Annotated in this window: 20 protein-coding genes and 3 pseudogenes; 19 read left to right on the top strand and 4 right to left on the bottom strand. The window is 66.1% G+C overall.

Annotation, left to right across the window (positions count from 1 at the left end):
* Positions 1–46: 46 nt before the first annotated feature.
* From ASF14_RS07905 to ASF14_RS07890, 4 genes are all read left to right on the top strand, one after another.
* Positions 47–2,287: an alpha-galactosidase gene (locus ASF14_RS07905; protein ID WP_082442142.1), complete on the top strand. Its 2,241-nt coding sequence runs from the start codon at positions 47–49 to the stop codon at positions 2,285–2,287.
* A 56-nt stretch (positions 2,288–2,343) separates the two neighbouring features.
* On the top strand, positions 2,344–3,243 hold the full coding sequence (locus ASF14_RS07900; protein WP_082442141.1) for a DUF4349 domain-containing protein: 900 nt from the start codon (positions 2,344–2,346) through the stop codon (positions 3,241–3,243).
* A gap of 27 nt (positions 3,244–3,270) precedes the next feature.
* Positions 3,271–3,585 (top strand): hypothetical protein, encoded by a 315-nt coding sequence (locus tag ASF14_RS07895; RefSeq protein WP_156361094.1) that lies wholly within the window; start codon positions 3,271–3,273, stop codon positions 3,583–3,585.
* Between the two features lie 96 nt (positions 3,586–3,681).
* The gene (locus ASF14_RS07890) at positions 3,682–4,005 is read left to right on the top strand and encodes a hypothetical protein (RefSeq protein ID WP_056433871.1); all 324 of its coding nucleotides are present in this window, start codon (positions 3,682–3,684) and stop codon (positions 4,003–4,005) included.
* An 89-nt stretch (positions 4,006–4,094) separates the two neighbouring features.
* On the opposite strand, the gene ASF14_RS07885 is transcribed toward ASF14_RS07890, so the two are convergent.
* Entirely contained in the window at positions 4,095–4,802 is a 708-nt protein-coding gene (locus ASF14_RS07885; RefSeq protein WP_056433867.1) for a FadR/GntR family transcriptional regulator, read from the bottom strand.
* Positions 4,803–5,013: 211 nt separating this feature from the next.
* Here ASF14_RS07885 and ASF14_RS07880 point away from each other — a divergent pair, with 211 nt between their 5' ends.
* From ASF14_RS07880 to ASF14_RS07870, 3 genes are all read left to right on the top strand, one after another.
* Complete coding sequence (locus ASF14_RS07880) at positions 5,014–6,981, top strand: CocE/NonD family hydrolase (protein ID WP_156361093.1); 1,968 nt, start codon at positions 5,014–5,016, stop codon at positions 6,979–6,981.
* A gap of 118 nt (positions 6,982–7,099) precedes the next feature.
* A complete protein-coding gene (locus ASF14_RS07875) occupies positions 7,100–8,236 on the top strand; it encodes a GAF domain-containing protein (RefSeq protein WP_056433865.1) in 1,137 nt (378 codons plus the stop codon).
* The gene (locus ASF14_RS07870) at positions 8,199–8,678 is read left to right on the top strand and encodes a response regulator (protein WP_056433861.1); all 480 of its coding nucleotides are present in this window, start codon (positions 8,199–8,201) and stop codon (positions 8,676–8,678) included. The genes ASF14_RS07875 and ASF14_RS07870 overlap by 38 nt, the downstream gene beginning before the upstream one ends.
* Here the strand turns inward: ASF14_RS07870 and ASF14_RS07865 are convergent.
* Entirely contained in the window at positions 8,660–9,121 is a 462-nt protein-coding gene (locus ASF14_RS07865; RefSeq protein WP_056433858.1) for a MarR family winged helix-turn-helix transcriptional regulator, read from the bottom strand. The two genes, ASF14_RS07870 and ASF14_RS07865, sit on opposite strands and share 19 nt — an antisense overlap.
* Before the next feature lie 96 nt (positions 9,122–9,217).
* Here ASF14_RS07865 and ASF14_RS07860 point away from each other — a divergent pair, with 96 nt between their 5' ends.
* Genes ASF14_RS07860 through ASF14_RS07850 form a run of 3 tightly spaced genes read left to right on the top strand, consistent with a single transcriptional unit; the run spans position 9,218 to position 13,454 of the window.
* Positions 9,218–10,414 (top strand): HlyD family secretion protein, encoded by a 1,197-nt coding sequence (locus ASF14_RS07860; RefSeq protein WP_056433855.1) that lies wholly within the window; start codon positions 9,218–9,220, stop codon positions 10,412–10,414.
* Positions 10,411–11,964 (top strand): MDR family MFS transporter, encoded by a 1,554-nt coding sequence (locus ASF14_RS07855; RefSeq protein ID WP_056433852.1) that lies wholly within the window; start codon positions 10,411–10,413, stop codon positions 11,962–11,964. Before ASF14_RS07860 ends, ASF14_RS07855 begins: the two co-directional genes overlap by 4 nt.
* Positions 11,965–11,972: 8 nt before the next feature.
* On the top strand, positions 11,973–13,454 hold the full coding sequence (locus ASF14_RS07850) for an efflux transporter outer membrane subunit (RefSeq protein WP_056434517.1): 1,482 nt from the start codon (positions 11,973–11,975) through the stop codon (positions 13,452–13,454).
* A 131-nt stretch (positions 13,455–13,585) separates the two neighbouring features.
* Here ASF14_RS07850 and ASF14_RS07845 read toward each other — a convergent pair whose 3' ends face one another.
* Together ASF14_RS07845 and ASF14_RS07840 are read right to left on the bottom strand one after the other, a co-directional pair.
* Complete coding sequence (locus tag ASF14_RS07845; protein WP_056433848.1) at positions 13,586–13,975, bottom strand: MerR family transcriptional regulator; 390 nt, start codon at positions 13,973–13,975, stop codon at positions 13,586–13,588.
* Positions 13,976–13,978: 3 nt separating this feature from the next.
* On the bottom strand, positions 13,979–15,640 hold the full coding sequence (locus ASF14_RS07840; RefSeq protein ID WP_236696986.1) for a long-chain-fatty-acid--CoA ligase: 1,662 nt from the start codon (positions 15,638–15,640) through the stop codon (positions 13,979–13,981).
* Between the two features lie 185 nt (positions 15,641–15,825).
* Between ASF14_RS07840 and ASF14_RS07835 the strand changes: the two genes are divergently transcribed.
* From ASF14_RS07835 to ASF14_RS07805, 9 genes and pseudogenes are all read left to right on the top strand, one after another.
* Positions 15,826–16,962 carry a thiolase family protein gene (locus ASF14_RS07835; protein ID WP_056433842.1) on the top strand — a complete coding sequence of 379 codons (1,137 nt, stop codon included), beginning with the start codon at positions 15,826–15,828 and terminating at the stop codon, positions 16,960–16,962.
* The gene (locus tag ASF14_RS07830) at positions 16,962–19,289 is read left to right on the top strand and encodes a 3-hydroxyacyl-CoA dehydrogenase/enoyl-CoA hydratase family protein (RefSeq protein ID WP_056434515.1); all 2,328 of its coding nucleotides are present in this window, start codon (positions 16,962–16,964) and stop codon (positions 19,287–19,289) included. Before ASF14_RS07835 ends, ASF14_RS07830 begins: the two co-directional genes overlap by 1 nt.
* A gap of 18 nt (positions 19,290–19,307) precedes the next feature.
* Entirely contained in the window at positions 19,308–21,104 is a 1,797-nt protein-coding gene (locus ASF14_RS07825; RefSeq protein WP_056433840.1) for an acyl-CoA dehydrogenase C-terminal domain-containing protein, read from the top strand.
* A 173-nt stretch (positions 21,105–21,277) separates the two neighbouring features.
* Positions 21,278–21,685 carry a DUF2147 domain-containing protein gene (locus ASF14_RS07820; RefSeq protein ID WP_056433839.1) on the top strand — a complete coding sequence of 136 codons (408 nt, stop codon included), beginning with the start codon at positions 21,278–21,280 and terminating at the stop codon, positions 21,683–21,685.
* A gap of 34 nt (positions 21,686–21,719) precedes the next feature.
* On the top strand, positions 21,720–23,033 hold the full coding sequence (locus ASF14_RS07815) for an OmpP1/FadL family transporter (protein ID WP_172839673.1): 1,314 nt from the start codon (positions 21,720–21,722) through the stop codon (positions 23,031–23,033).
* 14 nt (positions 23,034–23,047) lie between these two features.
* Positions 23,048–23,152: pseudogene (locus ASF14_RS22530) on the top strand (electron transfer flavoprotein subunit beta/FixA family protein); the annotation flags it as partial.
* A gap of 18 nt (positions 23,153–23,170) precedes the next feature.
* Positions 23,171–23,832, top strand: a pseudogene (locus ASF14_RS07810) (electron transfer flavoprotein subunit beta/FixA family protein); the annotation flags it as partial.
* 1 nt (position 23,833) lies between these two features.
* Positions 23,834–24,019 (top strand): annotated as a pseudogene (locus ASF14_RS21415) (electron transfer flavoprotein subunit beta/FixA family protein); the annotation flags it as partial.
* Positions 24,016–24,698, top strand: a 683-nt coding sequence (locus ASF14_RS07805) for an electron transfer flavoprotein subunit alpha/FixB family protein (RefSeq protein WP_056433836.1), incomplete at its 3' end; no start/stop codon positions are given. The pseudogene ASF14_RS21415 and the gene ASF14_RS07805, both read left to right, overlap by 4 nt.

The following is a 24,698-nucleotide window of genomic DNA, read 5'->3' as shown; positions in this document are numbered from 1 at the left end:
CCCGCGCTATGTCAGACTTAATGCAAAGGTTTGCAGGAGAGGTGTGATGCGCTGGCGGAATGCGATTCTGGCAGGGGTGGGTCTGGCTGCGCTGGCGGCGCCGGTTTCGGCGAAGGTGACCGCACCGACGGGGGCGAAGGTGTTCCGCCTCGATGGCGGTGGCGTCACCTATGCCATGGGGGTGGATGAGAAGGGCTATCTCCAGCCGCTCTATTGGGGATCGGCGCTGGCGGAGGGCGATCCGCTGATCTCGGGCGATCCGGTCAAGACGGGCGACCCGATCGTCCTGAAGGCGCCGGGCGAATTGTCCGGCTTCGACCCCGCCGGATCGGTCACGCTTCAGGAATATCCGGGGCAGGGCGAGGGGCTGGTCAGCGAGCCGGGCGTCAAGGCGCTGTTCGCCGACGGCAATCGCGATCTTGTCCTGAAATATCGCAACCACAAGGCCAGCGGAGAGACGCTGACCGTCGAGCTGGCCGATATCCGGCGGCCGCTATTCGTCACCCTGACCTATACGATCGACCCCGCGACGGGCATCATCGCGCGCTCGGCCAAGGTTCGGAACGGCGATGCCAGGCCGGTGCGTGTCGACCAGTTGGCGGCGGCGGTCCTCTCGCTGCCGGTCGGCGACGATTACCGGCTTCATTATCTGACCGGCCGCCACGCCGCCGAATGGACCCAGAAGACGGTGCCGGTCGAGGCCGCCGCGACCGTGCTGGAAAGCCGTCGCGGATCGACCGGCCATGGCAACAACCCCTGGTTCGCAATCGGCCGCGAAGGGCTGACCAGCGAGGAGCATGGGCCGGTCTGGTATGGTGCGCTCGCCTGGTCGGGCTCGTTCCGGATCAGCGTGGCGTCCGACAATCTGGGCCGGGTGCGGATCGCGGGCGGATACAATCCTTACGACTTTTCCTGGACGCTGAAGCCGGGCGAGACACTCGACACGCCGGTCTTCTATGCGGGCTATTCCGGCGACGGGCTGGGCGGGGCCTCGCGCACCTTCCACAAGTTCGAGGTCGCCAACATCCTGCCGCACGGGACAAGGGCGCGGCTGCGCCCGGTCCTCTACAATAGCTGGGAGGCGACCGCCTTCGACGTGACCGAGGCGGGGCAGATGGCGCTGGCCGAAAAGGCGGCGAAGATCGGCGTCGAGCGGTTCGTGGTCGATGACGGCTGGTTCGGCGCACGCAACAACGATAAGGCGGGACTGGGCGACTGGACCGTCAACCCGACCAAATTCCCCAACGGGCTGAAGCCCCTGATCGACCGGGTGAAGGGGCTGGGCATGGACTTCGGCCTATGGGTCGAGCCGGAGATGGTGAATGTCGACAGCGACCTGTACCGCGCGCATCCCGACTGGGTGCTGAACTTCCCCGACCGCCCGCGCACCGAGGGGCGCAACCAGCTGGTCCTGAACCTCGCGCGCACCGATGTTCGCGATCACCTGCTGACCGTGCTCGACAAGCTGGTCAGCGACAACGACATCGCCTTCCTGAAATGGGACTATAACCGCAACTGGACCGAGGCGGGCTGGCCCGAACGGCCGGTCGCCGACCAGCAGCGCGTCTATGTCGATTATGTCCGCAACCTCTATTTCATCCTGTCCGAGCTGCGGCGGCGGCATCCGAAGCTGGAGATCGAGGCGTGTTCCGGCGGCGGTGGTCGCGTGGACCTGGGCATCATCGGGCTGACCGATGAGGTCTGGCCCTCGGACAATACCGATCCGGCCGACCGGCTGACCATCCAGGACGGTTTCACCCGCGCCTATCCGGTGGCGGTGATGATGGCCTGGGTCACGGACAGCCCCAATTGGGCGAACACGCGCGTGACCAGCCTGGATTATCGTTTCCTGTCGTCGATGCAGGGCGGGCTGGGGATCGGCGCGAACCTAGACAAATGGGCGGACGCGGACTTCGCCACCGCGCGCAAATGGGTCGCGGCCTATAAGACCATTCGCGAGACGGTGCAGCGCGGCGCGCTCTATCGCTTGGAGTCGCCCAGCGGCGACGATGCGACCTCGGCGACCATGTATGTCGGGCAGGACAAAAGGCAGGCGGTGATGTTCCAGATGCTGCATTCGTCGATGTGGCGCGACAATCCCGCCGCCATCCACGCGCAGGGGCTGGACCCGGCACGGGTCTATACGGTGCGGATGCTCGACGGATCGGCCCGACCTGCGGGTGTGCCGGAGCGGGCATCGGGGGCCTATTGGATGAACCGGGGTTTGCGCGCGCCGCTGAAGGGGGATTTTGTCGGCACGGCCTTTGTGTTCGAGGCGGTGGGATAGGCTTGACGCTGGCGGGGAACCGGGTGACCCTGACCTGGGTCAACGGGGGGTGAGTCATGAGGCGAACGATCGCGGCAGTGCTGGCGGCGGCATGTCTGGTGTCTTGCGATCAGGCGCCCATTCGCAAGACAACCGAGAAGCTCGAGGCCTTCGACGTCCAAGAGCCGGACTCGGCTCCCGCGACGGCGGCCGCCGGATCGCAGATCGCCTATAGCTATACCGTTTCCTATGTTTTCGATCGCCCGACGGTTGCGAAGGTGCAGGGCGACCAGCTCGCATTGTGTCGCCGTCTCGGCAATGCCCGCTGTCTGGTGGTGCGCTCGACCCTGCACGCGCCCGGCGTCGGTGGCGATGCGGCCGCTGCCGGTGCCGCTACCGTCGATGAGGCGATGCTACTGGTCGATGCGCGCCTCGCGACGCAATTTAACCGGCGCCTCGACGCTTTGGCGAGGGCGGGCGGCGCACGGCTGTCCGAGCGAGAATCCACGGCGGAGGATGTGACGCGGCAGGTGATCGACGCGAATGCCAAGGTCCGCGCCAAACAGGCGTTGGCTGAGCGATTGCTGACGATCATCCGCTCGGCCAAGGGCAATGTCGGTGAACTGGTGCAGGCCGAACGGGCCTATGCGACCACGCAGGAAGAGCTGGATGCGGCGCGGCAGGAACAGGCCAGCCTGGCGCAGCGCGTCGCCATGTCGCCGGTGACGATCAACTATCTTTACAATGATCTGTCGGAATCGCGGAGCGTCATCGTCAAAAGCCTTCGTTCGGCGGGCGACACGCTGGCGAACAGCCTGGCAGCGATGATCGCGGTCATCGTGGCCGCGCTGTCTTGGCTGGCGGTGGGCGGGGGACTGTGGCTGCTTATGCGTCGTATCGCGCACAAGCGGGGCTGGCGTCGTCCGCGATGGGGGCGGAAGGCGTCCGGGGACATGTCGCCCCCCATGGGCGAATAAGACTTTCGACTGATCGGAGGGGGCGAGATGAACGCGACGGGATGGAGTGTGGTGGCCTGTCTATTGGTGGCGGGTTGTGCCACCACGCCCCCGGAAAAGCCGGTGCTGACCAACCGTGCGCTCGCTCGTGCGGCGACGAAATGCCATGTGAGGTCGCTCGGCGTCCATTATTCGCGAACCGGCAAGCTGCCTTACGGCGACTATCTGGTGCCATTGGCGGAGCGTGACGCTGCGCCCGACGATCAGCCCAGTTTCCATTGCATGTCCGAAGCACTGAAGGGCTATCGCCGCGATTATCTGGGGCTGGTCGTTAAGGACCCCGTTGTCCAACCCCGGAAGTAGCAGCGTTTATTCTTGATGCCGGACGGTCGGGCGGCCGTCGCGGCGCTGCCCTGGCTTTGCGCGCGTTCACGGGTAGGATAGACGAGGAGCGAGCCGATGATCCCGGTCGAGCAGGTTGCGTCAATTCCCGATGCCGCGCCCGTGAAGCGGGAAGCCTCCGCAATGGCAGGCCCGGTCGTCCTGACCCGACGCCCTTGCACTATCGGGCCGACCGATGCCGATGTCGTGGTGTGCGGGCGAACGGAAGACGCGCGGTTCCGTCTTGGGCCGGTGCCGCCGCCACCGCCCGCCGACGGCATGTTGTCCCGCCCCTTGCGTATCCAGATTGCGCCGGGCGTTTCGTTCGGTTTTCAAAAGGGCGGCGGCTTCGGCCTGCGGACCGAGTTCGGGCCGGGCCGGAAGACCGGCGAAGGCGAGTAACGGCATTCCCGGCGAGGAGAGGGTTGGCGACGACCGGTGCCGCCGTCAGCTCGTGACATGCGACACCCCTTCGACATGTCTCAAAAGGGTCAGCACGCCAGCGCGCGTTCCGTATCCTCTCGGGCCTGCTCGACCAGCACGATGGTCGCGGCGCGTGCCGCCGACGCATTGGCGTCGGCGATGGCGGCGAACAACTGGCGGTGTTCGGGCATGGAGTCGCGGGGCAGCTTGGCGCTGCGGTGCTTGTAGAGCGTGGTCCAGCGGACCGCCGCGCCGATGCTGCCCGACAGGCTGATCAGCAGTTCGTTGCCCGTCGCCTCCAGGATGATGTTGTGGAACAGCTGGTCGGCGGCGCGGCCCTGTTCGGTATGGAGGCCGTGTTCGCCCATCGCTTCCAGCGCGGCCCCCATGCGCGACAGCTGGCGCGTGTCGCGCTTGAGGGCAGCCAGTTCGGCGGCGGCGGGCTCGACGATCAGGCGGAGCTGGAACAGGCTGGTGACGAAACCGGCGGGCGGCTCGCCCTCGAACATCCAGGCGAGCAGTTCGGGATCGAGCAGGTTCCATTCCAGCCGCTCGCGCACCCGCGTGCCCGCCTTGGGCTTGCTGACCACCAGCCCCTTGGCGGACAGCATCCGCAGTGCCTCGCGCACCACGGAGCGTGATATGCCGCGTTGTTCGGCGATCTCGACTTCGCCGGGCAGGGTCGATCCGGTGGGGATGCGGCCGGTCACGATGGCGACACCGATGTCCCGCGCCAAGGCACTATGGGCGGGGCCGCGCCGCTTCAAGGTCGTCACTCGGTAGGGTCCTCCCCGGATCGCGGGGCCGCACCCCGTTGTTGTCTGACCATATTATGGGGCGATGCGCCGAAAGGGAAGCGCAAGGCGAGACATGTGCCTTGGTTGCGCTCCAAATGATACCATGTATCATGAACGCTGCCAGTTGCTCCCGACCCCATGTCGCGGCACGATGCGGCATCCACTGATCCATGAGGGGGTCCGTTTTTCCATGCGTTTTCGCCCGTTTCTGCTCGCCGCCAGCGCGCTCGCCGTCCTGACGCCCGCCACCGCGCAACAGGTGCCCGGGACCGGCCCGGCGCCGGTGAAGGTCGTCACCGACTCCACGGTCGGCGACATTCCCGCCCGCTTCACGCCGCCGACCAATGTCGCGGAGCGGGATTACGACAAGCGCGAGATCATGATCCCGATGCGCGACGGGACCAAGCTGTACACCGTCATCGTCGTGCCCAAGGGTGCGGTGAACGCCCCGATCGTCCTGACGCGCACGCCCTATAATGCGGCTGGCCGGGCCAAGCGGTCGGACAGCACGAAGATGATCGAGGCGCTGCCGCTGGCCGACGAGGCGTTCGTCAAGGCGGGCTATATCCGCGTCTATCAGGATATCCGGGGCAAATACGGCTCGGAGGGTGACTATGTCGTCACGCGTCCCGTCATCGGCCCGCTGAACGCAACCAAGGTCGATCACGTCACCGACGCCTATGACACGATCGACTGGCTGGTGAACAAGGCGAACCTGCCCGAATCCAATGGCCGCGTCGGCATGATCGGGTCGTCCTATGAGGGCTTTACCGTCGTCATGGCGCTGCTGAACCCGCACCCCGCGCTGAAGGTCGCCGCGCCCGAAAGCCCGATGATCGACGGCTGGATGGGCGACGACTGGTTCCATTACGGCGCGTTCCGCCTCGCCAATATCGGCTGGATCGGGTCGCAGACCGGCTACAAGGGCGAGGGCAAGGCACCGTCCAGCGGCGGCTACGACGATTACGAGAATTTCCGCCACGGCTCGGCGAACGACTGGGCGAAGAAGTCGGGCTATGACCAGCTGCCCATGTGGCAGCGCGTGGTGCAGCATCCGGCCTATGACTTCTACTGGCAGGGTCAGGCGCTGGACAAGCTGCTGGCAGCCAATCCCTCCAACGTGCCGACCATCTGGGAACAGGGGCTGTGGGACCAGGAGGATATGTACGGCGCCATCACCGCCTGGGAAGCGCTGAAGGCCAAGGGCAAGCTGGGCAACAACTTCCTGGTGATGGGCCCGTGGCGGCACAGCCAGATCAACCGCACCGGCACCAGCCTGGGGCCGTTCCAGTGGAATGGCGACACCGCCAAGCAGTTCCGCGAGGACATGGTCCTGCCGCTGTTCAACCAGTATCTGAAGGACGGCGCGCCCGCCAACCTGCCCAGCGCCGCCATCTACAACACCGGCGAGAATCACTGGGACAAGCTGACCCAGTGGCCGCTCGCCTGCCAGAGCGGGTGCGCCGCGCCGCTGACCCCGCTCTATCTGGCGGAGGACAAGGGGCTGAGCTTCGACAAGCCGGGGACGGGGGCGGACGCCTATGTCTCCGATCCGGCCAATCCGGTGCCGCATCTGTCGCGCCCGGTGAACTTCAACGACGGCCGCTGGGGCGACTGGCTGGTCAGCGACCAGCGGCATGTCGATGGCCGCACCGATGTCGTTACCTACACCACCCCGGTCCTGACCAAGGCGGTGCGGGTGTCCGGCGCGCCGATCGCCGACCTGTTCGCGCGCACGACCGGGACGGACGGCGATTTCGTCGTCAAGATCATCGACGTCTACCCGTCCGAAAACGCGATCGACGAAAAGATGGGCGGCTATGAACTGCCGATCAGCCTCGACATCTTCCGCGGTCGCTATCGCAACAGCTTCTCCAATCCCTCGGCCATTCCGGCGGGCAAGGTGCAGGAATATAAGTTCCGCCTGCCAACCGTAAACCATGTGTTCCAGCCGGGGCACCGGATCATGGTCCAGGTCCAGTCCAGCCTGTTCCCGCTCTATGATCGCAATCCGCAGACCTTCGTGCCCAATATCTTCACGGCCCGGCCAAGCGATTACCGGAAGGCGACGATCACGCTGGAGCGCGGCGGCGCCAATGCCAGTCGCGTCTGGCTGCCGGTCGTGCCGCTCGACCAGTCGGCGGTGGCGGCGCGCTGACCCGTCCGGGGCGGGATGACCTCCCGCCCCGTGGATTTGTCCGAAACAGTCCTTGGAGCCACGGGCCGGTAACGCTATTCTGACGTCCGTGGCTCTCCCACCACCTTCATTCCCGCCTTTGCCGCTGCCTGGCGAAGCGATCGGAGCGGCTGCGGCCAGCCCTGCCGATGCGCAGCGCTATCTGTCGCTCGTGGCGGCGGCGACGGACCGGCTGATGGCCGCCGATGATCCCGCCGCGATGATCGACTCGCTGTTCGCGCTGATCCGCGACGAACTGCATCTCGATGTCTTTTTTCATTTTCGCCGCGATGGTGACGCCGTGCGGCTGGAGACTGCAGGCGGCCTGACCCGGGCCGAGTGGCAGGCGGCGGCCGGTCTGGACATCGGCCCCTCCGCCTGCGGTCAGGCGATGCGAGAGCGGCGTACGCTGCACCTGACCGATATCCAAACCAGCGGAGAGGAGCGGACGGGGTTCGTCCGGTCGCTGGGCGTCCAGGTCTATCTGTGCATGCCGCTGCTGCACGGGGACGAGTTGTTGGGCACGCTCGGCTTCGGGCGGCGTGCGGCGCGGCCGTTCGACCAGGAGGAGCGGCGGCTGTTGCTGCTACTCTGCCATTATGCCGCGCTGGCGCAGCACCGGTTGCGGATCGAGGAGGCGCTGCGGCGCGGGCTCGATACCCAGGCGCAGTTGCTGGCCGAGCTGAACCACCGGGTCCGCAACGCGCTGCAAGTGGCGATCGGTCTCGTCTCGCATGAAGGGCGGGAGGCCCCCGATACCGGCACGCGCCGCGCGCTGATGCGGGCGGCCGAACGGTTGCAGGTGTTGGCGAGCGCGCACCGGCCGCTCTACGCCACTGCCGATCCGGGGCTGGTCGACCTGCCCGCGCTGTTCGCCGACGTGATCGCGCAGCTGCGCGGCGAGACCGGCAATGTGCCGATGACGGTCGACAGCCCGGTCTCGGTGCCGATCGAACGCGCGGTGGCGGCCGCGCTGCTGCTCGATGCGTTGATGGCGCAGGGTGCGGGGGTGCCACGCATCGTCTTCACGGTGAACGGAGCGCCGGGGAACGAAATGCTCCGTATCTCGTTTGAGGCGATCGGATGGGGACGTATCGCCGATGTGGTCGACCGAGATCGATTGGTGGCGAGGCTTTGCCATCAGTTGCGCGCGACGTTGACGAACGAGGATGATGGGTGCCTGATCTTGGTCATGCCGCATGACGGCGGCGCATATGGGGCTCGCCTCGCGTCCTAACGAACTGGCCGATGACGATCGCGGCGACGAAACCCCGCTGAACCTCCTGATTATCGAGGATGAGGCGCTGGTCGCCATGCTGGTCGAGGACGCATTGACGCTGCACGGTCACCGCGTGATTGGCATTGCCGACACCGTCTCCGCCGCCATGGCGTTGGTTGATGAGGAGCGGCCCGACCTTGCGCTTTGCGACGTGAAGCTGGCCGATGGCGATAGCGGGCTGACCGCCGCACAACTGCTCGCCGATCGCGGTATTCCCTGCATCTTCCTGAGCGGCAACTGCCCCGAGCGTGGCGGCCATCCGCTGGTCATCGGCTGCATCGCCAAGCCGTTTCGCGCGGGCAGCCTGGGCGCCGCCGTCCGTGCCGCGCATGTGGTGGCGCAGGGCGGGCGGCCCAGCGATCCGCCCGCCGCGCTGCGTTTCTATGGCGAGAGGATCTGATCGGGGTTCTGATTTTCGGGCGAACCCTCGATCGCCTGTTCCATCTTGTCGAGGATTCGCGCGAACTGCCCGACTTCCTCATCGCTCAGCAAACCGAAGGCCTGAGCGATCAGCGTCCGACGCAGCGGCTCGGTCTGGCGCAGCACCTGCCGCCCATGATCGGTGATGTCGAGCCGTTTCGCCCGCCGGTCGTCGGGGTCGGGCACGCGCACCACCAGCGAGTCGCGCTCCATCGTGTCGATCGCCTGCGTCACCGTACGCGGAGCAAGGTCGAACCAGTCGGCGACATCGGCGGCACGAACCGGCGCATTGTTGGCAATGAAGTGCAGCATCTTGGTGCGCGCTAGTGAAGCGCCTTGCGCGGCCATCTGCCGGTCCAGAAGCCGGTGGAAACGCAGATAGATGCGGCTGTAGCGGAGCGCCAGGGTTTCATAATCGCACATAATATGAGGTAGCTCAATAAATGGTCTTGCCTTATTGTGCAAGTGCGAGCAAATGCACCATCCAGTTCTTTTGATTCCATCGACAGGGAGGCCGGTGTGGCCGACGCAAACCAAGTGAATGAGGGGCAGGACGCCGAACGCCAGGATGCGGAGACGGCGGAGGACAAGACCCCCGTATCGCCCGCCAAGAAGCGGCGCATCCGTGTCATCCTGCTGGTCGTCGCGGCGGTCGCCGTGATCGGGGGCGTTTTCTGGTATGCGAACTACAAGAGCGTCGGCCAGTATATGCAGACGACCAACGACGCCTTCATCCAGGCGGATGCGGTCACGGTCGCGCCCAAGGTCTCGGGCTATGTCGACAAGGTGTTCGTCGGCGAAAACCAGAATGTCCAGGCGGGCCAGCCGCTGCTCCAGATCGACACCCGCGACTATCAGGCGCAGACCGCGCAAATCCAGGCGCAGATCGGTGTCGCCCGCGCCAATGCCGAGGGCGTCCAGGCGCAGATCAAGGAACAGCAGGCCGCGATCGACCGCGCCGAGGCCGATCTCCGCGCCGCGCAGAGCGACGCCGCCTTCGCGCAGGCCGAGGTGACGCGTTACACGCCGCTCGCCGCATCGGGTGCCGAGAGCCGCGAGCGTTTGTCGCAGCTTCAGAACCAGGCGCGTCAGGCCAATGCCAAGGTCGCCGCAGCTTCCGCCGCGCTGGCCGCGTCGCGTCGCCGTATCGGCACGCTCGATGCGCAGGTGCAGCAGGCGCGTTCGCAGGGGCAGGCCGCCAAGGCGCAGCTGGACGCCGCCGAGGTCAATCTGGGCTCGACCACGATCCGCGCCTCGATCGGCGGTCGGGTCGGCAACAAGACGGTGCGCGTCGGCCAGTTCCTGCAGGCGGGCACCCGCACCATGTCGATCGTGCCGGTCAACCAGCTGTATATCAATGCCAACTTCAAGGAAACGCAGCTGGGCCTGATGCGTCCCGGCCAGCCGGTGAAGATCGACGTCGATGCGCTGCCGGGTGTCGAGATCAAGGGCCATGTCGAAAGCGTGGCACCGGGCACCGGCGCGCAATTCTCGCTGCTGCCGCCGCAGAATGCGACCGGCAACTTCACCAAGATCGTCCAGCGCGTGCCCGTCCGCATCGCGGTCGACGCCGATGCGCAGACCCGTGCGCTGATGGTGCCCGGCATGTCGGTCGAGGTGACCGTCGACACCCGCTCGGCCAAGGGCGCGCTGAAGCACATCGCCGAGCGGCAGGACCAGCATAACGAAGCGCGGGAGGGGGCGCAGCGCCGGTGAGCGCCGCCGCCGCCCAGCGGGGCGCCCCTCCGGCGAAGGCCGACCTGACCGCCTGGCTCGCCGTCGCGGCGGGCAGCATCGGCGCACTGATGGCGACGCTCGACATCTCGATCGTCAACTCCGCGCTGCCGACCATCCAGGGCGAGATCGGCGCGAGCGGGACCGAGGGGACATGGATCGCGACCTCCTATCTGGTCGCCGAGATCATCATCATTCCGCTTTCCGCCTGGCTGGAGCGGTTGCTGGGCCTGCGTACCTTCCTGCTGATCGCCTCGATACTGTTCACCGGCTTTTCGGTGGTGTGCGGCCTGTCGACCAATTTGACGATGATGATCATCGGACGCGCGGGGCAGGGCATCACCGGCGGTGCGCTGATCCCGACCGCGCTGACCATCATCGCCACCCGGTTGCCGCGCGAGCAGCAGCCGATCGGGACGGCGTTCTTCGGCGTCACCGCCATTTTGGGACCTGTTATGGGGCCGCTGATCGGCGGCTGGCTGACTGAGAATGTCAGCTGGCACTATGCCTTCTTCCTGAACATCCCGGTCGGCGCGGTGCTCGTCACGCTGCTGCTCGTCGGCCTGCCGCACCAGAAGCCGCATCTGTCCGAGCTGGCCAAGGCCGACTGGCTGGGCATTGCGGGCTTGGCGCTCGGGCTGGGCGGGCTGACCGTCGTGCTCGAGGAAGGGCAGCGCGAGCAGTGGTTCGAGTCGCGTGAGATCATCGAACTGACTATCTTGTCGATCTTCGGCTTCGGCCTGTTGTTCGCCGGGCAGTTCGTCGCGTCGCGTCCGGTTATCCGGTTAAAGCTGTTGCTCGACCGCCAGTTCGGCAGTGTGGTGATCATGGGGATCGTGCTGGGCATGGTGCTCTACGGCACCTCTTATGTGATCCCGCAGTTCCTCGCCTCGATCGCAGGCTATAATGCGTTCCAGGCGGGCAAGGTCGTGCTGTTGAGCGGCATCCCCAGCCTCATGATGATGCCGTTCACCCCGATCCTCATCAAGAAGGTCGACATCCGTATCGCGGTTGGGCTGGGGCTGAGCATCATGGCGCTGAGCGCCGGGATCGACACGGTGCTGACCGCCGATTCCACCGGCAGTTCGTTCACCGACAGCCAGTTGTTGCGCGGCGTCGGCACGATCCTGGGCATGGTGTTCCTGAACCAGGCGGCGATCTCCTCGGTGCCGCCGTCTCAAGCGGGCGATGCGGCCGGGCTGTTCAGCGCGGCGCGCAACCTGGGCGGTTCCTTCGCGCTGGCGGGCATCGCCACCGTGCAGGACCAGCGCAGCTTCCTGCACGAGCGTCGGTTGGAGGAATCGCTGTCGGCCAATTCGGGGTCGACCCAGGGCTGGATCGATGCGCTGACCCAGCAATTCGGCAGCGCCGATGCCGCGCTGCGCATGATCGGTAATACGATCCGGCAACAGGCGCTGGTCATGACCTATAACGACCTGTTCTTCATCCTGTGCGTCGGCATCATCATGGTGATGCCGCTTGTCCTGTTCCTCCGCCCGCTGCCCAAGGGCGGCCCCGTGGCGATGCATTGAGAACCATGATGCGCAAGCAGTTTTCCCTCATCCCGCTCCTCCTGCTGGGGGCCTGCACCGTCGGGCCGAACTATGCCGGGCCGCCCAAGGCCATCGGTTCGGCCGCGACCCCGCCCGCCGGGTTCGCGCGTACCGACAATACGCTGGCGACGACCGCACCCGCGGTCGCCGACTGGTGGACGACGCTGAACGATCCGATGCTCAACTGGCTGGAGGAGCGGGCGCTGGCGTCCAATCCGAACGTCGCGGTGGCACAGGCGCGATTGAAGCAGGCGCGGTCCTCGCTGCGACTGGAGCGCGCCAATCAGGCGCCCAATGCCAACGCCAGCGCGACCTATCTCCACGCCAATCTGCCCGAACTCAACCTCGGCGGCGGTGGCGGAGAGCAGGGTGGCGCCAATGGCGGCGCGTCCGGCGGTTCGGCGAGCGGCTCGGGCGGTGGCACCAATGTCGACTTCTTCAACCTGGGCTTCGACGCCAGTTGGGAGATCGATCTGTTCGGCGGCCGTCGTCGCACCGTCGAGGCCGCGCGCGCCAGCGCCGATGCGGCGGAAGCCAATGTCGCCGATGCGCAGGTCTCGCTCAGCGCCGACGTCGCCCAGGCCTATGTCGGGCTTCGCGACGCGCAGCAGCGGCTGATCTTGGCGCGCGAGGCGTCGAAGATGCAGCGCGACACGCTGAACCTGACGCTCCAGCGGTTCAACAACGGCACCGCCTCGCAACTGGAGGTCGAGCGGTTGCGCAATCAGGTGGAGAGCACAGACGCGCAGATCCTGCCGCTATCGTCCTCGGTCGAGACCTATCTCAATGCGCTGGCCATCCTGATCGGCGAGGCACCCGGCACGCTCGACCAGCGCCTGACCCAGGCGGCGCCGGTGCCGTTGCCGCCGGCGCAGGTGGCGGTCGGCGATCCGACCGCGCTGCTCCAGCGTCGCCCCGACATCCGCGCGGCCGAGCGCAATCTGGCGGCCCAGACCGCCAGGATCGGCGTGGCGGAGGCGGCGAAGTTTCCGCGCCTCAACCTGATGGGGATCATCGGCATCGGCGGCACCTCGCTCGACTCGCTGACCGATCTCGACAATCTGGTGACGCTGGGCGCGCCGATGCTGCAGTGGAATGTGCTGAACTTCGGTCGCGCCAATGCCCGGGTCGGCCAGGCCGAGGGCGCGCGCGACGAGGCGGAGGCGCGTTATCGCGGTGCAGTCCTGTCGGCGCTGCGCGATGCCGAGGATTCGCTGTCGCGCTTCCGGGCGCGGCGCAACACGGTGGCGACGCTGGCACGGGCCAAGGCGTCGGCGGATCGCTCGGCGGTGCTGATGCAGCAGCGCTATCGGGCGGGGGCGGCCACGCTGATCGACACGCTGGACGCGGAACGGCAGCGGGTGGCGGCGCAGCAGTCGCTGTCGCAGGCGGTCGCCGGGCTGACGAATGATTACGTCGCGCTGCAAAAGGCGCTCGGCCTGGGTTGGCGCGCGCCGTCGGGGGCTTAGTTCCCAATTCCTCCCCTGCAAGGGGAGGTGGCAGTCCGCAGGACTGACGGAGGGGTGTCACCATCAGCGGGGACACCCCTCCACCAGCTTCGCTGGTTCCCCTCCCCTTGCAGGGGAGGAATCAGAAGCGGTCAGGCCCCCGCCTTTGCGATCCGTTCGCGCGCTTCGCGTTCGATCGTTTCCAGTTCGTCGACCGTCTGGACCAGCGCGGTCATTTGCTGGCGCAGTTCGTCGACCCGTTCGCGGCAGCGTTCGGCCAGCACGCGCATCTGTTCGACATGCTGCGGATCGGCATCGTACAGCCGCAGGAACTCTTCGATCTCGCGCAGGGAAAAGCCCAGTCGCTTACCGCGCAGGATCAACTGCATCCGCCCCGTCTCGCGTTTGGAATAGACGCGCGCGGTGCCGACACGGCGCGGCTCGATCAGTCCGCGATCTTCATAGAAACGCAGCGTGCGCGTCGTCACGCCCAAGCTGTTCGCGACATCCTGGATGCCGCGAAGCTCCTCGTTTTCCCCCACCGTCTATTCCCCCACGGGCCGCGCCGCCGCAGTGGCGGCTTTGGCCAATTCTTCCTCAACCAGTTCCTTTTTCGACAATTTGCCGATCAAGGTCTTGGGCAGGCTTTCGCGGATTTCGACCTCTCGGGGAAGTTCGATCTTGCTGACCTTGTCCTGTAAAAAGGCACGCAGCTCTTCGGGCGTGGCGTGATGATCGGCGGCCAGCTTGACGAAGGCCTTGGGCGACTGGCCGCGATAGGGGTCGGGAATGCCGATGACGACGGCTTCGGCGACCGCGGGATGCTCGTACAGCGCTTCCTCGATCATGCGCGGATAGACGTTATAGCCCCCGCACAGGATCACATCCTTGATCCGGTCGACGATGAACAGATAGCCGTCCTCGTCCAGATAGCCGACATCGCCGGTACGCAGCGCGCCGTGGATAAAGACCTGTTCGCTCTCGCTCGGCTTGTTCCAGTAACCGGACATGACCTGCGGGCCGCGCGCGCAGATTTCACCGACCTCGCCCGGCGGCATCAGCCGGTCGGGATTGTCGCGGTCGCGGATCTCGATGATCGTACCGGGGAAGGGGATGCCCGCCGATCCGCCCTTATTCTCGCCGATCAGCGGGTTGCAGGTGATGATCGGCGACGCCTCCGAAAGACCATAACCCTCGACCAGCTTGCCGCCGGTCGTGTTCTCGAACGCCACGCGCACCTCGGCGGGCAGGGGGGCGCCACCCGAAATGCACGCCTTGATCGCCGACAGGTCGACCTTGCGTGCCTCCGCGACGCCCGCAATCGCATTATAGATGGTGGGGACGGCGGGGAAATAGGTCGGCTTGCCGCGCGCGATCGTCTTGAGCACCTGGTCCAACTCGAACCGGGGGAGCAGGATCATCTCCGCGCCGACCCGGATCGCAAAGCTGAGCACGGTGGTCAGCGCGAAGACGTGGAAGAGGGGAAGCACGCCCAATATGCGTTCCTCGCCGATCATCTCCTCGCCGCCGGTATGGATGACCATCGCATCGGCATTGGCGACGAGATTGGCGTGCGACAGCATCGCCGCCTTGGGGCTGCCGGTGGTGCCGCCGGTATATTGCAGCACCGCCACATCATCGGGCCTCGCCGAGATCGGCGTCAAAGCGCCGCCGCGCTTCATCATCTGCGCAAAGGTCAGGTGGCGGGGCGAGGGGCCGGGGGCGGCGATCATCGCGCGCTTGAGCAGGCGATAGGCCAGCCCCTTGATCGTCGGCAGCGCGCCCGCGACCGGACATGAGATGACATGGCGCAGGCCGAGTTTCTCGGCTACATGGCTGACGCGGCCGTAAATGTCGGGAATGTCGCAGGTCGCGATGATCTCCGCGCCCGAATCCTCCAGCAGGTGGCACAGCTCGCGCTCGACATAGAGCGGGTTGACGTTGACGACGATGCCCCCGGCCTTCAGCGTCGCGAAGTAGAGCACGGGGTAATAGATGATGTTGGGCAGGCAGAGCGCGACGCGGGTGCCCTTCTTCACCCCCAGCGCCTGGAGCCCGGCGGCGGCCTTGTCGACCATCGCGCCCAGTTCGTCATATCGGGTGATTCGGCCCATGAAATCGATGGCGGGCCGAGACCCATGCCGCCGTACCGTGGTCTCGAACATGTCGGTCAGCAGCCGCGGCTCGAAGACCAGAGGGCGTCCCATCGCTTGACCCGGTACACCGCCTGTCGTGGTTTCCCCGATGGCTCCTGCCGTCATCGCGTCGCTCTCCTATATCTTTTTTCGACCATACCCGGTTGTCGATTGCGGTCGAGTTGCTTATTGTGTTGACGTATAGGGTAGGTAACGCACCTTAACGTTAGGCCGCAAGCCCATAAAGAGAGGATTGGATGACCAACATCGTGATCGCAGGCTATGCCCGCTCTCCCTTCACCCAGGCTGGCAAGGGCGCGCTCGCACGGGTTCGTCCCGATGACCTGACCGCGCAGGTGATTCGCGGCCTGATCGAACGGACCGGCGTCGATGCTTCGGAGATCGAGGACATCATCCTGGGCTGCGCCTTCCCCGAGGGCGAGCAGGGCATGAACGTCGCGCGGTTGATCGGCCTGCTGGCGGACCTGCCGCTGTCGGTCGGCGGCATGACGGTGAACCGCTTCTGCGGATCGTCCATGTCGGCCATCCATATCGCCATGGGCCAGATCCAGATCGGCGCTGGCGAGGCGTTCATCTGCGCCGGTATCGAGTCGATGAGCCGGGTGCCGATGGGCGGCTATAATCCGCTGCCCAACCCCGAACTCGCCGCAGCCCGTCCGGGGGCCTATATGGGCATGGGTCAGACCGCCGAGAATGTCGCGACCAAGTACCAGATCACTCGCGCCGAGCAGGAAAAATTCGCGGTCGCCAGCCAGAAAAAGGCCGCCGAGGCGCGCACCGCCGGTCGTCTGGCCGATGAGATCGTGCCGATCCACACCAAGGCGGGCGACGTGACCGAGGACGGGCTGATCCGCCCCGACACGACCGAAGAGGTGCTGTCCGGCCTGAAGCCAGCCTTCGACAAGGAAGGCACCGTGACCGCAGGCACCGCTTCGCCGCTCACCGATGGCGCGGCCGCCGTGCTGGTCACGTCGGAGGAATTCGCCAATCGCCACGGCCTGAAGATCCTAGCCCGCATTAAGTCGGTCGGCATTTCGGGTTGCGAGCCCGAGACGATGGGCCTCGGCCCGATCGGCTCGTCCAAGAAGGCGCTGGAGCGGGCGGGCATCTCGGCCGGCGACCTCGACGTGGTCGAGATCAACGAAGCCTTTGCCAGCCAGGCGATCGCCTGCATTCGCGACCTCGGCCTGAAGGACGAGACGATCAACAAGGACGGCGGCGCGATTGCGATCGGCCATCCGCTGGGTGCGACCGGCGCGCGCATCGTCGGCAAGGCGGCGGCGCTGCTGGCGCGCGACGGCGGCCAATATGCGCTCGCCACCCAGTGCATCGGCGGCGGGCAGGGCATCGCGACTGTGCTGGAGCGTGCATGATGGCTGACACGATCAACAAGGTTTGCGTGATCGGTGCAGGGGTGATGGGCGCAGGCATTGCGGCGCAGGTCGCCAATGCCGGTGTGCCCGTCCTGCTGCTCGACATCGTGCCCAAGGACGGCGCCGATCGCGACGCCATCGCCAAGGGTGCCGTCGCCAAGATGCTCAAGACCGAGCCTGCGCCCTTCATGTCGCCCGCCGCCGCCAGGCTGGTGGAAACGGGCAATATCGAGGATCACCTGGCACGCGTCGCCGAATGCGACTGGATCGTCGAGGCGGTGGTCGAGCGGCTGGACATCAAGCAGGCGCTTTATGCCCGGCTGGAAGAGCTGAAGCGTCCCGGTACGGCGGTGTCGTCCAACACCTCGACCATCCCGCTCGGCCATCTGGTCGAGGGGCGGTCGGAGCAGTTCAGACAAGACTTCCTGATCACCCATTTCTTCAACCCGCCGCGCTATATGCGGCTGATCGAGATCGTGACCTCGCAGCACACCGATGCCGGTGTCGCGGCCAAGGTCGAGCAGTTCGTCGATCACCGCATGGGCAAGCGGATCGTCCGCGCCAAGGACACGCCCGGCTTCATCGCCAACCGCATCGGCACCTATTGGCTGGCGGTCGCGATCAACGCGGCGATGGACCAGGGGCTGACCGTCGAGGAGGCCGACCAGATTGGCGGCCGTCCGATGGGCGTGCCCAAGACCGGCATTTTCGGGCTGATCGATCTGGTCGGCATCGACCTGATGCCGCTGCTCGCCAAGTCGCTGTCCTCGACCCTGCCGGAGGGTGACGCCTATTTCGACACGATCCGTCCGTTGCCGCTGATCGACAAGATGATCGCGGAGGGCTTTACGGGCCGCAAGGGCAAGGGCGGCTTCTACCGCCTCGACCGCAAGCCCGACGGCACCAAGGCCAAACAGGCGATCGACCTGAAGACCGGCGAATATCGCGCTGAAAAGAAGCCGGAACGTCTGCCGGGCCGCGCCGAAAAGGATCTGGCCGCGCTGGTCGCGACGCCGGGCAAGGTCGGTGACTATGCCTGGGCGGTGCTGGGTCCGGTGCTGTCCTATGCCGCCGGGCTGGTCGGCGAAGCGGCGGACGATGTGGTCGCGATCGATGACGCAATGAAGCTGGGCTATAACTGGAAGTTCGGTCCGTTCGAGCTGATCGACCGCATGGGTCCGGGCAAGCTGGCCGAGCGGCTGCGTGCCGAGGGCAAGAAGGTGCCCGCCCTGCTTGAGACGGCGGGTGACCGCCCCTTCTACCGCGTTGTCGATGGCAAGCGTCAGTATCTGACCGCAGGCGGCGACTATGCCGATGTCGTCCGCGCGGAGGGCGTGGTGCTGCTGGAGGACATCAAGCTGCGCTCCGAACCGCTGCTCAAGAACGGTTCGGCAGCGGCATGGGACGTCGGTGACGGCGTCGTGGCGTTCGAGTTCACCGGCAAGATGAACGCGCTCGACGAGCAGGTTCTGTCCCTCCTTCAAAAGACCATCGCGCTGGTGAAGAGCCAGTATAAGGCGCTGGTCATCTATAACGAGGGCAGCAACTTCTCGGCCGGTGCCAATCTGGGTCTCGCCATGTTCGCGGTGAACATCGCCGCCTGGGGCGAGGTCGACAAGCTGGTCGTCGCGGGGCAGCAGGCGTACAAGGCGCTGAAATACGCGCCCTTCCCGGTGGTCGCGGCGCCTGCGGGCATGGCGCTGGGCGGCGGGTGCGAGATCCTGCTCCACGCCGATGCGATCCAGGCCCATGCCGAGAGCTATATCGGGCTGGTCGAGACCGGCGTCGGTCTGGTCCCCGGCTGGGGCGGAAACGGCGAACTGATCGACCGTCTCGCCAAGTCGCCCAAGATGCCGAAGGGGCCGATGCCCGCCGCCATGAAGGCGTTCGAGACGATCTCGACCGCGCAGGTGTCGCGCTCGGCCGCGCTGGCCAAGGACTTGGGCTATCTCCGCAAGGACGATGGCATCACCATGAACCGCGACCGGCTGCTGGCCGATGCCAAGCAGAAGGCGCTGTCGCTGGTCGAGGGCTATCAGCCGCCCGAAAAGCCGGTCTTCCGCCTGCCGGGCGCGGCCGGACGCGTCGCGTTCAACGGCGCGGTCGCCGACTTCGCCAAGAAGGGCGTCGCCACGCCCTACGATGTGGTGGTCGCGGGCCGTCTGGCGAACATCGTAACCGGCGGCGAGGCCGACATCATCGACGAGGTGAGCGAGGACCAACTGCTCAAGCTGGAACGCGCCGCCTTCATGGAAAGCGTCAAGGATGCGCGGACCCAGGCGCGGGTCGAGCATATGCTCGAAACCGGCAAGCCGCTGCGCAATTGATCGGGAGAGGATAATCCCATGCAAGTCTATAACGCACCGCTGCGCGACATGCGTTTCGTCCTCCACGAGCTGTTCAAGGAGGACGAGTTCGGCCCCGTCGCAGGGCAGGACGAATTCGGTCCCGAACTGTACGACGCGATCCTGGAAGAGGCCGCGCGCGTCACGCAGGAGGTCCTGCTGCCGCTCAACGCCACCGGTGACATCGAAGGGTGCAAGCTGGAAAACGGCGTCGTCCGCACGCCCGCCGGTTTCAAGGAAGCCTATAGCCAGTTCTGCGAAGGCGGCTGGGCCGCGCTCGCCTCGCCGGTCGAATATGGCGGGCAGGGGCTGCCCGAGGCGGTGAACAAGCTGGTCGAGGAGATGATCTGCGCGACGAACCTGTCGTTCAGCCTCTATCCCGGCCTGACCCATGGCGCGACCACCGCGCTGATGGGCCATGGCTCGGAAGACCTGAAGAGCTTTTACTTGCCCAAGATGATCTCGGGCGAATGGTCGGGGACGATGTGCCTGACCGAGGCGCATTGCGGCACCGATCTGGGCCTGCTGCGCACCCGTGCCGAGCCGCAGGAGGATGGTTCCTATCTGCTGACCGGCGGCAAGATCTTCATCTCGGCTGGCGACCATGACCTGACCGACAATGTCATCCATCTCGTTCTCGCGCGCACGCCCGACGCGCCCAAGGGGGTGAAGGGGATCAGCCTGTTCCTGGTGCCGAAATATCTGCCCAAGGACGACGGCTCGGTCGGTCCCGCCAATGGCGTCAGTGTCGCGGCGATCGAGCACAAGATGGGCCTGAAGGCGTCGGCCACCTGCCAGCTCGAGTTCAACGACTCCAAGGGCTGGGTCGTGGGCGAGCTGAACAAGGGCCTGGCGGCGATGTTCACCATGATGAACACCGAGCGTGTCTCGGTCGGCATCCAGGGCCTGGGCATCAACGAGGTCGCGTACCAGTCGGCGGTCGCTTACGCCAAGGACCGCTTGCAGGGCCGGGCGCTGGGCGGGGCGGCGCGTCCCGACCTGCCCGCCGATCCGATCATCGTCCACCCGGACGTACGCCGGATGCTGATGACCATGCGTGCCTATGCCGAAGGGTGTCGTGCACTGGGGCAATGGGCGGCGCGTGGTCTGGATGCCGAAGCCCATGCGATCAACCCAGCCGACCAGTCGCGCGCGGCCGACTTCGTCGCGCTGCTGACCCCGGTCGTGAAGGCGCTGTTTACTGACCTCGCCTTCGACGCGGCTAATATGGCGGTGCAGGTCCATGGCGGTCACGGCTATATCCGCGACCATGGCATCGAGCAGTTCGTCCGCGACGCGCGTATCGCCCAGATCTATGAGGGCACCAACGGCGTCCAGGCGCTCGACCTCGTGGGCCGCAAGATGCCCGCGCATATGGGCCGGTACATGCGTCCCTTCTTCCATGCCGTGTCGGAGCAGGTCGAGGCGCTGACCCGCCACGACGACAAGGCGATCACGGCTTGGGCGGCGGGTATGCAGCAGGCGTTCGGTGCCTTGCAGCTCAGCACCGGCATGATCGCGCAAAAGGGCATGAAGGACCCCGAGGAGGCGGGTGCGGCCGCCACCGACTATCTGCGCCTGTTGGGCCTGGTCGGCATGGGGCACTGCTTCCTGAAGTCGGCGCGGATCGCGACCGAGCGATTGGCCGAAGGCACCGACGAGGCGGGCTTCTACAAGGCCAAGCTGGCCACGGCCGGGTTCTTCTTCGACCGCATCCTGCCGCAGGCGACGGCGGCGTTCCTGGCGATCAAGTCGGGCAAGCGCTCGACCATGGCATTGGAACTGGAGGCGTTTTGAGGTGACGCGATGCCGGTTACACTTGATTGCGGTTAACCGGCATCGTAGGCATGACGTGTTGTTCTCCTATGCGTCACATGGTGGACGTATAGGGTAATGAAGATATTCGGGAGCGACCGGCTAGAAAGCCGGCGCTTCGGCCCCGACAAGCGGGTGTGGAGAGGAGAAGAGGCATGTTGTTGACCCTGACGGCGATGGCCCTTGCAGCGGCCGGTGTGAATGCGGACTCGGTGGTCGGCCGCTGGCAGACCCAGACGCGCGGCGGCGTCGTCGAAATCCAGAAATGCGGCTCTTCGGTCTGCGGTCGCGTCCTAACCTCGGAAAAGCTGCGCACCAACCCCGCGCTGACCGACCAGAACAACCGCGATCCCAAGCTGCGCAACCGTCCGCTGAAGAACCTGCTGATCCTGCAGGGCTTTTCGCAGGATGGCGCGGCCTGGAACGGCGGCACGATCTACAATGCCGAGGATGGCAAGACCTATAGCGCCAAGCTGACGCCCGAGGGGCCGGACACGCTGAAGGTGCGCGGCTGCGTCTTCGTACCGCTCTGCAAGACGCAGACCTGGACCCGCATCCGCTGATCTTTGCCCAACCAGATAGAAATTCCCGGGGAGTATGCTCATGAACAAGTCCCTCAAGGCGCCGCTTCTGGCCACCGCCATCCTGTCTTCGTCCTTCGCCTTTGCAGGCGCGGCGCACGGTCAGGCCTTCTACCTTCAGGAACAGTCGACCCGTGGCCAGGGTCGCGCCTTTTCGGGTGAGGGTGCCGACACCGGCGCGTCCTCGCTCTGGTGGAACCCGGCCGCGATCGCGGGGATGGAGCGTGGCGAGGCGGTGCTGGGCGCATCGGCAATTATCCCCAAGGGCGATGTCGTCGACAATGGCACGCTGATCCGTCGTCCGGGCCAGACGACCTTCCAGCCGGTCGGTGGCGACCGGGTGTCGAGCGACCCCATCAATCGCGGCATCGTGCCGTCGGGCGCGGTCGCCGTTCCGCTGAACGACCGGGTCGCGGTCGGCCTGGCGGTCACGTCGCCCTACAGCTTCACGACCGAATATGACGCGACCAGCTGGGCGCGGTACAGCGCGCTGAAGACCGAACTGCGCACCATCGATATCCAGCCCTCGGTCGGCGTCGCGCTGCTCGACTGGCTGCGCGTCGGCGGCGCGCTGAACGTCCAATATACCAAGGCCGAGCTGGGCAACGCACTGCCCAACCTTTCCTCCGCTTTGCCGGATGGCTTTCAGCGGCTGAAGGGTGACGGCTGGGATCTGGGATGGACCGCAGGTGTCCAGTTGCACAATGACTGGGCGACGGTCGGCATCAGCTACAAGTCGCGGATCAAGCATAACCTGAAGGGCAGCCTGGAAGTAGGCGGCCTGCTCGGCCCGCTCGCTGCGCAGAACCGCACGATCGATGGTGCGACCGCAACCTTCTACACGCCCGCCCAGATCATCGTCGCGGGTCGCTTCCGCGCCACGGACAAGCTGACGCTGAACGCGCAGGCGGTGCGCTTTACCTGGGCCGATTTCGACGCCATCCGCCTGGGCGCGCCGATCAACACCGCCATCCCGGAGAATTACAAGAACAGCTTCTCGCTGGCGGGCGGCTTCGATTACGCGGCCACGGATCGCCTGACCCTGCGTGCGGGCGCGCAGCGTGGCATCACGCCGACCCAGAACGGCAATCGCGACGCGCGCGTGCCCGATGCGAACCGCTGGAACTATTCGATCGGTGGTTCCTATCAGGTGACCCCGCGCTTCACGCTGGATGCGGCGGGCAGCTATATCGACTTCGCCAATGCCAGCATCGATCGCCGCACCGCCGCCTATGCGGGGACGGCCGTTCAGACGCCCATCCTGACCAATGGTCAGGTGCAGAATGCGCGTGCGTTCGTGGCGTCGATCGGCGGCCGCTTCAGCTTCTGATTGAGAGAGTGGACATGAAGATCGTCGTGCCCGTGAAGCGGGTGTTGGATTATAACGTAAAGCCGCGCGTGAAGGCGGACGGGACGGGCGTCGATCTGGCGAACGTGAAGATGTCGATGNATCCGACGGATAGGGACATGAAGATCGTCGTGCCCGTGAAGCGGGTGTTGGATTATAACGTAAAGCCGCGCGTGAAGGCGGACGGGACGGGCGTCGATCTGGCGAACGTGAAGATGTCGATGAACCCGTTCGACGAGATCGCGGTGGAAGAGGCGATCCGGCTGAAGGAGAAGGGGGCGGCGACCGAGGTCGTCGTCGTCTCGATCGGCGAGCCGAAAGCGGCGGACACGCTACGCACCGCGCTCGCCATGGGCGCGGACCGGGCGGTGCTGATCACCGCCGACCAAGCGCCCGAGCCGCTCGGCGTCGCCAAGCTGCTCGCCAAGGTGGTCGAGGAGGAACAGCCGGGCCTCGTCATCCTGGGCAAGCAGGCGATCGATGGGGACAACAACCAGACCGGCCAGATGCTGGCGGGGCTGCTCGGTTGGGCGCAGGGCACGTTCGCCTCGAAGGTCGAGATCGACGGCCAGACGGCCAACGTCACCCGCGAGGTCGATGGCGGTCTGGAGACGGTGGCGCTGACCTTGCCCGCCATCGTCACCACCGACCTGCGCCTCAACGAGCCGCGCTATGCCAGCTTGCCCAACATCATGAAGGCCAAGTCCAAGCCGATGGCGACCAAGACCGCCGCCGACTACGGCGTCGACGTGTCGCCCCGGCTGACGATCACCCACGTCGCNCCCAACATCATGAAGGCCAAGTCCAAGCCGATGGCGACCAAGACCGCCGCCGACTACGGCGTCGACGTGTCGCCCCGGCTGACGATCACCCACGTCGCCGAGCCCGGCAAGCGCCAGGCGGGCGTCAAGGTCGGCTCGGTCGACGAACTGGTCGAGAAACTGAAAGCACTGGGAGTGGCCAAGTGAAGACGCTGGTTTGGGTCGAGCATGACGGCGGGTCCGTCAAGGATGCCACGCTGGCGACCGTCACGGCGGCGGGCAAGCTGGGCGAGGTCCACCTGATCGTCGCCGGGCAGGGCGTCGACGGCGTGGCGCAGGCCGCCGCCAGGATCGCGGGCGTGGGCAAGGTCCATGTCGCCGACGACGCGGCCTATGCCAACGCGCTGGCCGAGAATGTCGCGCCGCTGATCGCCGAGCTGATGGGCCATCACGACGCCTTCCTCGCGCCGTCGACCACGACGGGCAAGAACATCGCGCCGCGTGTCGCCGCGCTGATCGACGTGATGCAGATCAGCGACATATTGTCGGTCGAGGGACCGGACAGCTTCACCCGGCCGATCTATGCGGGCAACGCGATTGCCACGGTGAAGACCAGCGACACCAAGCTGGTCCTGACCGTCCGCACCACCGCGTTCGAAAAGGCAGCGGCCGAGGGCGGCTCGGGCGAGGTCGAGGCGGTCGCCGCAACCGGCGACGCGGCCAAGTCCCGCTTCGTCGGCGCGGAAAAGGCCGAGAATGCCCGGCCCGAGCTGACCAGCGCCAAGATCATCGTCTCGGGCGGCCGCGCACTGGGGTCGGAGGATCAGTTCCATGCGCTGATCGACCCGCTCGCCGACAAGCTGGGCGCCGCCGTCGGCGCGAGCCG

The sequence above is a fragment of the Sphingomonas sp. Leaf257 genome (assembly GCF_001422185.1).
GTDB classification, from domain to species: domain Bacteria; phylum Pseudomonadota; class Alphaproteobacteria; order Sphingomonadales; family Sphingomonadaceae; genus Sphingomonas; species Sphingomonas yabuuchiae.
Note: the sequence above shows the minus strand (reverse complement) of the source record. Positions and strands in the feature narration are given on the sequence as shown.

Coding starts and splice junctions, on each gene's coding strand:
- ASF14_RS07905 (WP_082442142.1), top strand. CDS start 47: ATGCGCTGGCGGAATGCGATTCTGGCAGGGGTGGGTCTGGCTGCGCTG.
- ASF14_RS07900 (WP_082442141.1), top strand. CDS start 2,344: ATGAGGCGAACGATCGCGGCAGTGCTGGCGGCGGCATGTCTGGTGTCT.
- ASF14_RS07895 (WP_156361094.1), top strand. CDS start 3,271: ATGAACGCGACGGGATGGAGTGTGGTGGCCTGTCTATTGGTGGCGGGT.
- ASF14_RS07890 (WP_056433871.1), top strand. CDS start 3,682: ATGATCCCGGTCGAGCAGGTTGCGTCAATTCCCGATGCCGCGCCCGTG.
- ASF14_RS07880 (WP_156361093.1), top strand. CDS start 5,014: ATGCGTTTTCGCCCGTTTCTGCTCGCCGCCAGCGCGCTCGCCGTCCTG.
- ASF14_RS07870 (WP_056433861.1), top strand. CDS start 8,199: ATGACGGCGGCGCATATGGGGCTCGCCTCGCGTCCTAACGAACTGGCC.
- ASF14_RS07865 (WP_056433858.1), bottom strand. CDS start 9,121: ATGTGCGATTATGAAACCCTGGCGCTCCGCTACAGCCGCATCTATCTG.
- ASF14_RS07850 (WP_056434517.1), top strand. CDS start 11,973: ATGCGCAAGCAGTTTTCCCTCATCCCGCTCCTCCTGCTGGGGGCCTGC.
- ASF14_RS07840 (WP_236696986.1), bottom strand. CDS start 15,640: ATGGGACGCCCTCTGGTCTTCGAGCCGCGGCTGCTGACCGACATGTTC.
- ASF14_RS07835 (WP_056433842.1), top strand. CDS start 15,826: ATGACCAACATCGTGATCGCAGGCTATGCCCGCTCTCCCTTCACCCAG.
- ASF14_RS07830 (WP_056434515.1), top strand. CDS start 16,962: ATGGCTGACACGATCAACAAGGTTTGCGTGATCGGTGCAGGGGTGATG.
- ASF14_RS07825 (WP_056433840.1), top strand. CDS start 19,308: ATGCAAGTCTATAACGCACCGCTGCGCGACATGCGTTTCGTCCTCCAC.
- ASF14_RS07820 (WP_056433839.1), top strand. CDS start 21,278: ATGTTGTTGACCCTGACGGCGATGGCCCTTGCAGCGGCCGGTGTGAAT.
- ASF14_RS07815 (WP_172839673.1), top strand. CDS start 21,720: ATGCTCATGAACAAGTCCCTCAAGGCGCCGCTTCTGGCCACCGCCATC.